8 protein-coding genes are annotated in these 10883 nt (G+C 57.5%); 2 read left to right on the top strand and 6 right to left on the bottom strand.

The features are described from left to right. Positions 1-94 precede the first annotated feature (94 nt). The 4 genes from KHW85_RS08210 to KHW85_RS08195 form a co-directional block, all read right to left on the bottom strand. The gene (locus tag KHW85_RS08210; protein WP_291459537.1) at positions 95-1006 is read right to left on the bottom strand and encodes a TatD family hydrolase; all 912 of its coding nucleotides are present in this window, start codon (positions 1004-1006) and stop codon (positions 95-97) included. A gap of 9 nt (positions 1007-1015) precedes the next feature. Further along, the gene (locus tag KHW85_RS08205; protein WP_291459536.1) at positions 1016-1600 is read right to left on the bottom strand and encodes a DJ-1 family glyoxalase III; all 585 of its coding nucleotides are present in this window, start codon (positions 1598-1600) and stop codon (positions 1016-1018) included. An 89-nt stretch (positions 1601-1689) separates the two neighbouring features. Continuing rightward, on the bottom strand, positions 1690-5094 hold the full coding sequence (locus KHW85_RS08200; protein ID WP_291459535.1) for an ATP-binding cassette domain-containing protein: 3405 nt from the start codon (positions 5092-5094) through the stop codon (positions 1690-1692). Between the two features lie 101 nt (positions 5095-5195). Next, positions 5196-7034, bottom strand: a complete 1839-nt coding sequence (locus KHW85_RS08195) for a sodium:proton antiporter (RefSeq protein ID WP_291459538.1) — start codon at positions 7032-7034, stop codon at positions 5196-5198. Between the two features lie 216 nt (positions 7035-7250). Here KHW85_RS08195 and KHW85_RS08190 point away from each other — a divergent pair, with 216 nt between their 5' ends. Together KHW85_RS08190 and KHW85_RS08185 are read left to right on the top strand one after the other, a co-directional pair. Then, a complete protein-coding gene (locus KHW85_RS08190; RefSeq protein ID WP_291459534.1) occupies positions 7251-7844 on the top strand; it encodes a protoglobin domain-containing protein in 594 nt (197 codons plus the stop codon). Continuing rightward, positions 7813-8418, top strand: a complete 606-nt coding sequence (locus tag KHW85_RS08185) for a methylated-DNA--[protein]-cysteine S-methyltransferase (protein WP_291459533.1) — start codon at positions 7813-7815, stop codon at positions 8416-8418. The genes KHW85_RS08190 and KHW85_RS08185 overlap by 32 nt, the downstream gene beginning before the upstream one ends. A gap of 1 nt (position 8419) precedes the next feature. Here KHW85_RS08185 and KHW85_RS08180 read toward each other — a convergent pair whose 3' ends face one another. Then, positions 8420-9742: a hypothetical protein gene (locus KHW85_RS08180; protein WP_291459532.1), complete on the bottom strand. Its 1323-nt coding sequence runs from the start codon at positions 9740-9742 to the stop codon at positions 8420-8422. Positions 9743-9744: 2 nt separating this feature from the next. Continuing rightward, positions 9745-10485, bottom strand: a complete 741-nt coding sequence (locus tag KHW85_RS08175) for a nitroreductase (protein WP_291459531.1) — start codon at positions 10483-10485, stop codon at positions 9745-9747. Positions 10486-10883 lie beyond the last annotated feature (398 nt).

Below are 10883 nucleotides of genomic sequence, written 5' to 3'. Positions count from 1 at the left end.
CCCCCCCACCACTGTGTTTCAACTTCAACTCAAGTACTCACGACCGACACGCGAGCGTTCACGAGCGTCGCGCTATCCCACTGAGCCAATGGACCTACCAGCTTCCGTAGACTCGCTCAGTATTCTCCGTCAGGCGCTCACACGCTAGCTGCTCTGAAACACCCCAGAGCTCAGCCATAAAGCGCACGGTATATGCCATGACATAGGAAGCATTGGGGCAGCCCCTCCACGGAACCGGTGTCAAGTAAGGAGCATCCGTTTCAACCAACACCAGTTCAGGCGGAAGGACCGCAAAGGCTCGACGGAGGTTGTCATTAGCCGGATAGCTTATTGGCCCTGCAAAAGACGCATACCATCCATTCTCAGCCAAAATATCGGCCATCTGCGCATCACCAGAAAAGCAATGGAAAACAATGCGCTGATCCGAACGCACGCACTCACGCAGCAGGGCAATAGAGTCCTCATGAGCATCACGGTCATGAATCTGCAGCGGCAAATCATGGCGAGCAGCCATTTCGATGTGCGCGCGGAAGGACTCTTTCTGGGCCTCGCGACCGGGATCAGCGGTACGAAAATAATCCAAGCCGCTCTCCCCCACTGCGACCACCATCGGGTCACTCAAACGTTCCTCCACGGCAGACAAGGCCTCGTCAAGGGGAACATGGTACTCACGCACTTGGGGAAGCAAACCATCCGGTGAAGGTTCGGCAAAGCCGGCGTGCAAGGCGGCCTCGTTCGGGTGGATTGCGAGGGCAACGCGAACTCCCTCATGTGCTCGGGCAAGCTCGAGCATCGGATCAAAAGCTGGCAGCTCACAGGCGCTGGAAATCATCCTCGTCACACCTACGTGGCGTGCGCGCTCCAACTGTTCCTCAAGGGGCATCTTGACCCCATCCGCGCGGGGGATTTCTCCTTCATGGACGGGAAGATGTGTGTGGTTATCAATGACCGGCAGCGCCAAGGGGTTGGGAGGATCTGGCCAAGGGCGAGGCTTACGCTTACCCATTCCGCCTCCTCAGTGCTCCCACACGACGGACTCGCGGACCTGCTGTGCGGCCTCGTCGCCCAGAAGCTGGCGGACCAGCTCAAAACCGAGTTCTAAAGCAGTACCCGCTCCCCTGCTGGTCACAATGTTCCCGTCAACGACAACGCACTCAGACTGAACCTGCGCACCTCCCGCGCTCAGGGCATCCATGAAGTCAGGATTTGCAGTGGCGCGTTTGCCCTGAAGAACTCCCAGTTCAGCCAGAATCGAAGGGGCAGCACAGATCGCAGCAGTCTTTTCTCCAGTCGAGGCACGACGCGTCAATTCCTCGCGCACGCGCTCATTTGCCTTCAGCCCAAGCGTTCCGGGTATACCACCCGGTAGGAAGACAAGGGCGTAGGAGGCTAAATCCACGTCTGCAAGCATGAGGTCAGAAACGAGCTTGATCCCATGCGAGCTGACAACGTGGCGCTCATTTTCAATCGAAATGAGATCCGCGCGGATCCCCGCTCGATACAGGGCATCGACGACCGCAAGAGCTTCGACTTCCTCGAATCCGGTTGCAAGCAGGACAGCGACACTATCCGTCGTTGCCAGGGTATTGGGCGTTGGCATTTTTCCTCCTCAGGTACGCATCTGGATCATCTTCCAGAAACGCTGCATACCTTCAGGGTAACGCAGGCTTACGCCCGTCGAAGTCGCAGCTACTCTGAACGAAGCGCCTCAACTGGATCTTGGCGAGAAGCTCGCGAAGCCGGAATCAAACCAGCAACCACGGTCAAGCCAACCGAAATCGCCACCAATACCACGGCTGTCAGCGGAGAAAGCTGGGCAATGTTCTTCACCTGGAACCCCTGCTCGGCAATTGCATTAACCAGGCCACAGATCCCGTAGGTCACACCAACACCGATGATGCCTGCGATCAGTCCTTCGATGAATGTTTCCGCGTTGAAGACCGCAGAAACATTGCCCTTTGAGGCACCGATCGAGCGGAGAATACCGATTTCCTTCTTGCGTTCAAGAACTGAAATGTAGGTGATGATCGCAATCATGATTGAGGAAACGACCAGCGAAATCGACACGAAGGCGATGAGCAGCCACGAAATCACATTGACGATGTTCGTCACCGAACTCATGAGTACGCCCATGATATCGGTGTAGGTAATGACCTGATCGGTCTTGCCCGCGCTTTCTTTATCTGCGTTGTACTGGTCGAGGACAGCCTTAACGGAGTCCTTGTCCTTGAAGGACTTCGGGTAGATCGAGATGCTGCTCGGTGACTTCAGGTCAGCCCACCCCAAATCGCGCAGGTTCGTCTCAAGCGTGGGGACGTTCGTTGAGAACATCGTTGCCATCAGTGCGGCAAGGGACTTCTCATCCAGATTCGAGGAGAAGGCCGATGCCATAGCCTGAGGATCAAAATGGAAAGCGCTACTCATATTCGTTGCGAATTGGCTCATTGTCGCGCTGATTTGCTGGCCAATCGTGTTAGATAGCTGAGTCATCATCTGAGTCATGGCGTTCGCCATGGTCTCTTGAAGAACCTGACCGATCGCAGCAGAGACCCCGCGCATGAGATTGCCACCAAGCTGGGCGGCGATCTGCGCTGAAATCTGGTGTGCGAGTTCTGTCGATACCTGAGAAGCAACCGACTCAAGCGCCGGGTCATTTCCAAGTGCTGCTTTCAGGTTTGTCATCAGTTTCTGACGATCAACAACCTGATCAGAAGAGACAGCAGTGTTGATCTGTTGGATCACTGAGGGCTGCGAGAAGTAGTCAGAAACCAGCGTGGCAAAGTCCGTGGAGCCACCCGCAGCAATCTGGTTTTGCGCGTAGTCCTGGAAGCCCTGAAGGATCTGACTTGCCTGAGAGCTTAAGTATGTTCCGGCGGTGTCCTTGACCGCGCCATCCGCCAGCGTCTTACGGATAATCGCGGGGAAATCAACGTTTTGCAGCTGAGGAACGCTCTTGCTGAGTTCACCCAAGTTGAGCTTTGACGGATCGATGTGAACAGCCGAACCATCGGCGGGAACAAGCTTCGAAAGATCAATATTCGACAGGTCCATCCCCGACAGATCAAGGTGTGAGAAGTCAAGGTTGGACAGATCCATTCCGCTGAAATCTAGAGAGGACAGATCCATCTGCATAGCGGAAGGATCAATAGAAAACGCCGCAGACAGCTTGTTTTGATCGACCGTAAACAAGCTGGACATGTCAAAGCCACTGGAACGATCTTTCGAAGAACCTGCAAGCTCTTGGAAGGTCTTTCCAGTGAAGACATCGGTCTTCGGGTTCGCCCGCTGATCCTTAACGATCTGGCTATCCTCGGCCTCGCGAATGATCTGGCGAGTCAGCTCAGGGCTGTATGCGATGCCCTGGCGCAGCGCTCCCCCATGCGAGGAATTTGGCTTCACGATTGCGCTGATGCGAAGTTCTTGCCCCTCGTCGATCAGCTTCTTCATGAATTCTTTATCCGAGGAGTGATCCGACCAGACCTTGTAGTTGTCGTCCCACGTGTACTTAGCGGCAGCGTTGATGCGCTTGTACTTGATCCCCAAAATCTTGTCGTAGTCGTACGAGGCCGCGGGGGCGTCGCTCGCTGAAGGCGAAGGACTCGGGGTGGCTGAGTTCTTTTCGCCGATGGTGCCCGAGTAGTACTGGCGCATCAGTTCGTCGAATTCCTTGTGGTCTTTCAGACCGAGGACATACTCCATCAGGTTCGACATGTTGCCGTCTTCATCAATAACAAGGACAACTTCAGACGCGGAAGTTGGCCAGTGGCCGGCAAGGACATCGTAGGAGGAGGTGTAAAGCGAGGACTCCTGCGGCATTTGATAGAAGGCGTTGGTAGCCATCATCGAGGACATGGGGCTTCCACGCATGCCCGTTTCCATCCGATTCATCGCCTGATCGGGGCTAACCTGAATATTGTCCTTCGAGGTGTCTGCCTGGAAGATCTGTGGCGTCACATCGTAGTCGTATTCAATGGCGTTGACGAAAGAATTCACATTCCCGCCGTTTCCATCGAGGAAAGTCTTCAAGGAAGCCAAGTCATTCGTCTTCGCGTCGCGAATATTGTCTGCAAGGGTCCTCAGTTTGGAGACGCCGACTTTTCCGTCGCTTGGCTTCTCACTGCTAGCGGCTTCGACTTGCGCAGACAGGGCACTGGACATGTCCATCCCGCTCTTTTGAATGGTCAGCGGGTATGCGCCCAGGGTTTCTTCTTCTGTTTGGGCGATGTATGCGTTCGTGCCGTTCGCAAGGGCCAAGATCGCGGCGATACCGATGATTCCGATGGACCCCGCGAAAGAGGTCATCAGGGTACGGCCCTTCTTCGTCATCAGGTTATTAAAGGACAGGGAAAGCGCGGTCAGGAAGCCCATCGAGGTGCGACGTACCGGCTTGGCCTCGCGAACTTCTTCGGTACCGGGGACGAAGGGACGAGAATCGGCGACAACTTCACCATCCGCAAGCTCGACAATACGCGTTGCGTATTGGTGCGCAAGCTCCGGGTTGTGGGTCACCATGATGACCAGACGGTCCTGAGCGACGTCTCGCAGGAGGTCCATGACCTGAACGCTGGTCTTAGAGTCAAGAGCACCGGTCGGTTCGTCTGCCAAGAGAATTTCAGGATCGTTGATCAGGGCGCGCGCGATGGCGACGCGCTGCATCTGACCGCCAGAAAGCTGCGAGGGCTTCTTCCCGACGTGCTCGGCCAGCCCGACGCGTTCCAGGGCTTCCATCGCACGCTTGCGGCGTTCGCCTCGGGAGACGCCGGAAAGGGTCAGTGCCAACTCAACGTTGGACAAGATGGTCTGGTGCGGGATCAGGTTGTAGGACTGAAAAACGAAGCCAATGCGGTTGTTGCGGTAAGCATCCCAATCGCGTGCTTTGTAGTCCTTCGTTGAAATTCCATCGATAACCAGGTCACCGCTTTGGAAATGGTCAAGGCCACCAACAACGTTGAGCATTGTCGTTTTACCCGAACCCGACTGGCCCAGAACCGCGACGAATTCGCTATCTCGGAAGGCGACCGAAACGTCATTGAGTGCGACCTGGCGTAGGTTTGCCGTTTCGTAGATCTTGACGATGTTGCGCAGTTCAAGCACTGGGAATCCTTCGACCGTTCATTGCTGACCTTTTAAAGGCTAACAAAATCGTTGGTTGGGGGATACCGGGGATTCCCCTGGTTGACGGCTAAAACCCCGGATCAGTGGGAATTCGATTGCCCCGAGACCAGAAGAATCTCCTCGTTATCAAGTCGAGCAAGAGCTCCTTCTAGGGCTGATGAAGAGAAGATGCCCTCATCACGAGCCTGAAGAAGAGCATCACGCTGAGCCTGAATCGCTTCAAGTGCCAGCTCGCGAATCTGATCGCGAGTGAAGGAGCGTTCAACTTCCTCTTCGCTCATTTCCACGGGAATGGCCTTGTTTTCCCCGTCGGTGTCAGGGAGAGGCTCGCTCGAAGCCGGCAAAGAAGGAGCAGATTGCAGGTCGACAACATTGCCCAGGCGTGACAGGGTTCGTGAAACTCCAGCAGACAAAAGTGTCTGAGCGTCAACTTCCTTGATTGCCTGGGCCAGAGCCGTATCCACGAGTGCGGAACTCATGACCTGTCGAAGTTCTTCGCGTTCTTCTTCACTGATATCGGCAGAGGCCATCTTGGGCTTGATCAAGCGGATCAGCCACGGCAGCGAAAGCCCTTGAATAACCAGCGCACCAGATGCGATGAAGAGGGCGATCGTCAGAAGGAAGGAACGCATGGGCGCTGCGGCGGAAATCGTTTGTGCTGCGGCAAGAGTGATGGCTCCGCGCATTCCGGACCAGATAATGACACTGGCTTCACGCGGCCCAAGCGGCTCTTTTTCAAAGTAATCGATGTCGGATCGGCGCACTGCGTGTTGCCGCTCGGCAATTTTGAGGCGGCGCCGCCAGCGGGCCATGGTTTTGATCCACTGTTCTTCACTGAGGTTTCGGCATGCCAGAACCTCGCTGTCCACGGTGCAGGCCTGCGCCATTCGCTGCTCGAAGGCTTCGAGGCGCCCAGCCTCGGCCTCGTAGCGCCTCTTACGGTGCTTGCTGCGGTGGTCGAGCCAAGTGAGCATGAGTGCGATGAAGAGTGCACGGATCAGCATAATGAGACTGCCCGCAATAACGGCAATCACGGCGGCTCGCGCCAGTCCGCCGCCATCTCCATCGGTGTCTTCAATGATGCCAAAAGCTTGAAGTCCCATAGCCAAGAAGATCCCACTCTCAAGCATGAGAGTCATGGTTGACCAATTTTGCTGCGAAAAACGCCTATTTTGCGCGGAAATCATGCCTGCGCGACGGCCGGAAACAACAAGACCGGCAACGACCGCGGCAACCAATCCCGAGCCACCCACATGCTCGGCAGGGATCGAAGCAATGAAAGGCATTGCAAAGGAAAAGACCGTATCCGTCGACGGATCTTTGATGATCGAACGAATCCGAACCCCCACTTCACCGACGATTAAGCCGACCACAATGGCGATGCCAAGGGCAACGAGGACACGACCCGTGAGCAGTGCGGGATTGAGGGCACCGTTATCGGCGGCAAGCCCAGCGTTCATCGCTGCAGCGAGAAGCACCAGTGAAGTGGCGTCATTGAAGAGGCCTTCGCCTTCAAGCACTGTAATGATGCGGTGCGAGACGCCGCTGCGCTTGGCAATGGTGACGGCGACCGCGTCGGTGGGAGATAAAACTGCTCCCAGCGCCACGCCCCACGCCAGTGAAATCTGCGGAACCATCCAGTTGATGAGGAAACCAATGGCGAATGAGGAGATAAACACCAACGGAATAGCAAGCATTGCCACGGCTTGCATTTCTCGGCGGAAATCCATCGTTGGCATACGCACAGCCGCTGAAAATAGCAGGGGTGGAAGAATAATTTCCAAGATGATGTGCGGCGCGATTTCGATTGCCCCAACCTGCGGGAGGAAACCGATCGCCAGGCCGACAACCAGCAGAATCAGCGGCGACGCCACGCCCACCTTGGGTGCGATGAATTGGCATGCCACGATGATGAGCATTCCGGCCAGGGCTATAAGAAGGGGATCCACGAGTCAATTGTATTTCGAGCAACCCCACCAGCGCCGTTGCCATCTCACCACAGGCTACGCGCGCCGCGAACTCACGCGGCGTACCACGCCCCACCCGCCTGGCCTCGACACCAGCCTCGGATATCAAACAGATCCACACGAGCGGAGCACGTTGTACAATCGACGCATCGTTTCAAGGAGGTTCGCATGACAGCTTACAACCACTCGTCGGGGTACACCTACGGCACCGATGCCGTCCCCACATCCCCGCTCACACTCGAGGATCTACGCCAGATCGAGGCCGCCGCACACGTCCAGCCCGGTGACGCAGAGCTGCTCTCACGAGCAGAACCCATCCTGGCGCCGCATGCTATGGAAATGGTCGACACGTGGCGCGGAATTCTGGCTCAGAAGACATATCTGGCAGCCCATTCCGCGCACCCAGACGGGCAGCCGAACCCCGAGTACGCGCAGGCCTCGAAGCCGCGATTCGCCCAGTGGATCATCGACATGTGCACGCGCGAGCGGGATCAGGCGTGGTTGGACTACCAGTACCTGATCGGCGCACGGCATATGACTGCGGCGAAGAACGCGACGGATGGGGCAGACTCGACACCATTCGTGCCACTACGCTACGTGCTCGCTTTTATCGCTCCGACTGTGGAGGTCGGGCACCGTCTCCTCGCGGAGGGCTTCGAGGGCGAGGAACTGAGCGCCGTCCGCGATGCCTGGACTCGCGCTGTGACTGTCGCCGTGACAGTGTGGGCGTATGCCTACCGAGAGCACCCCGAGCAGTTCTGATCCGGCACTCGCCACCTACGACTCCCCCATCGGCCGCCTCACGCTGGCCGCGCGGGGCGGTGCGCTCGTCGGCTTGTGGGCGGCCGGGCAACGCTTCTTCGGTCGCTCCGTCGGCATCGACGAGGCTGTGGTGTGCTTTGCGCTCGACCTGACCTCGCCCAATTCCCGGGAGGTTGTTCTCGCCGAGGTCGGGTGGGACGAGGCCGACGCGCGAGCTCTTCGGGCGGCCGCCGGGTGGTTGGATGGTTATTTCGCGGGCGAGACCCCCTCCCCCGCCGCCGTTCCTCTCGCGCCTGCGGGCACGGACTTCCAGAGGCGCGTGTGGGAGGCGATGGACACTATCCCCTACGGTGCGACGCGCACCTACGGGCAGATCGTCACCCAGCTGCGCGAAGCAGGCACGCCCGCGTCAGCCCAGGCGGTCGGCGGCGCGGTCGGGCGCAATCCCCTACTCCTCATCCGCCCCTGCCACAGGGTCGTGGCGGCCGACTGCCCGGGCGGCTACGCAGCGGGAGGCGACGCAAAAGCCTGGCTGCTTGCGCACGAGGCAGCTACGGCCTCGTCGGTGAGCTGACTCAGTCGTTCGCCCGGTCGGCCTCGAGCGCTTCCTCGACCAGGGCCTCGTCGACGGGCAGAGCCTCGCGCGCATAAGCGGCAGCGTCGTCTTGAGTTGCGACGATTTGTTCCGCAATTGAATCAGCATCGCGGCGCAAACTGCTCGCATCAACGACCGAGGCTCGCGCAAGGGTCTGGGCCTCGGCACGATCGGCATCCGTGTACTCAAGGTCTTCGGCGTGCTTGCGTACCTGCACGCGGATTAGCTTGCGGCGCAGATTTTCTTCGCGGATTACCGAGGCGCGGTGGTGCAGCCACGCGATGGCAAGGACCACAAGGAGGGCGATTCCCAGGTAGCCGATGATCGGATACATGCCGCCAACCAATTTCTTGAATCCCATCAGTGAATTCGCATAACCTGTAGCGGTCACCCCTGTCAGAATCAGTCGCATGCGCTGATCCGAGCCGCCGGAGAAGCGTCGAGCTGTTGAGTAGAACAGAGAAAAGACCGTGTTGTAGATCAGGGCGAAAATGATGAGCGTATACAGGAGCGCGAAGGCCGGATGAATGCGCCGGGCGATCTCCAAAGTCGGCACTCCCACATCCCAGATGCGATCCATGTTGAGGAAAAGCGTCACCGCATCGGCCGCAATAACCAGTGCAATCAGCGCGCCACCCAAGCTCCCGGCCTTGCGTGCCACATCGATGCGCAGGACGGAACCTCCCAAAACGAAAGCCATCGCAATACCGTTGACCACGCAGAGTGCGAAGTAGTTGATTGTCGAGAGCCACAAGTTTGGAAGCGCGGGGGTGACGTTTTGTGCGGCAGCGTTGAGCTCGGTGATGCCTGGATGCGTGCGCGCCAGCGAGTAGATCGTCAAAATACTGATGGCGACAATGATCATCGGGGTGAAGACACCGATGACTTTCATGATGCGATCAAAATCAAGGAAGGCAGTGACGACAACCAAAACTGCGCAGATCGCACTTCCCGCCCATGCCGGGATTCCAAACTGTTGTTCTAGGTTCGCTCCCGCGCCAGAAAGCATGACGACGCCCATTGCAAAGCCCGAAAAGACCAGAACGACGTCAATCGCGCGACGAACCAGAGGTGGAGCAATGCGCTCAAAGACTTCATCGTGGTGGTCTGATCGGTAGTAGGACCCGAGCTGCAGGGCCACGACACCAAAGACGATGTTGAGAACGCCCAGGACGGCAATGCCGATCAGGCCCTTCGCTCCGAAAGAGAGGAAGTACTGCAGAAGGTCTTGACCACTGGCAAGGCCCGCACCAATGACAACGCCAACGTAAGCGAATGCGACAGAAAGGTACTGTTTGGGCACGCTTACTTCCCTTCGAGGAGCTGGATCGGCGGACGGGGTGCGTTCACGTGGTTGATCGGGGCATCGCTATCTGCGTAGCCCAAGCAGAAACCGGTGATCAGCTTGTAGTGCTGGGGAATCTCAAATTCCTGCTCAACTGGGCCACGCCAAGCCGAAAGCACACCGATTGCACACGAGTCGACGCCGTGGGCTTTCGCTGAAAGAAAGAGTGTTTGCAGCATGAGACCGGCGTCCATTGCGCTCCACGGGAGCATGTTTTCATGAACAAAAACAAAGCCCATGACGGGGGCATTGAAAGCGGAAACATTACGACGGTTCGCGTTGTCACGCCCCTCGTAGTCACGGCGCTCAACGCCGTATGCTCCGTAGACCAGTTTCGCGACCTCGACCTGAGGGGCTCGAAGTTCCTTCGGGTAGGGCTTCCAGACGGGGAAATCGCCATCGGGCAGTTCACGCTTGAGAGCAGTTTTGATCGTTGCGAAGCGCTTGTGGTGCTGGATGTCCAGGGTCTGGTTGAAACGTCGTACATATTCGTCGCGAAGGCGATCCGCACGCTCCCCCGTTGCCAATGCAACACGGAAGGCACGGGTATTCGACCAGCTGGGGGCCGTCGTCGCGTCCTTGAGGATCGCATCCAGGATGTCCTGCGGAATCTGCTGATCCGTGTATGCGCGGGTCGAGCGGCGCGAGGCCGCGAGCACGGAGAAGTCAGGGGCAGTGAAATTGGTAGCGTCAGTTGTCACTGTTCAAGCGTAGCGTGCTTGTGTCAGTTGGAGCCTGTTTCGATGGAAACTCGTTCCACGCGACGCTCCCGCACCTTCCCTGCCCTTTTTATCACACAAAGTCGTGAAAAAACACGCGCTATAACGCATAACATTTACCGACTTCATGTGAGGGAAGCACAACAGGCATGGCACAGGGCCAAACTGCATGTGGAGGGAGTGGAAAAACGAGCCGGCAGTCAGATCAGCTGGGCAACGTCATCCCGCCTAACACACGAAGTCACGAAAAGACACACGCTATAACGCATGACATTTACCGACTTCATGTGGAGGGAGCGGTGCGGAGCGCAGCTTCATGTGGAGGGAGCGGTGCGGAGCGCAGCTTCATGTGGAGGGAGCGGTGCGGAGCGCAGCTTCAT

Source organism: Actinomyces sp. oral taxon 181, from assembly GCF_018370895.1.
Taxonomy (GTDB): domain Bacteria; phylum Actinomycetota; class Actinomycetes; order Actinomycetales; family Actinomycetaceae; genus Pauljensenia.
This window is presented reverse-complemented; position numbering and strand designations above follow the sequence as displayed.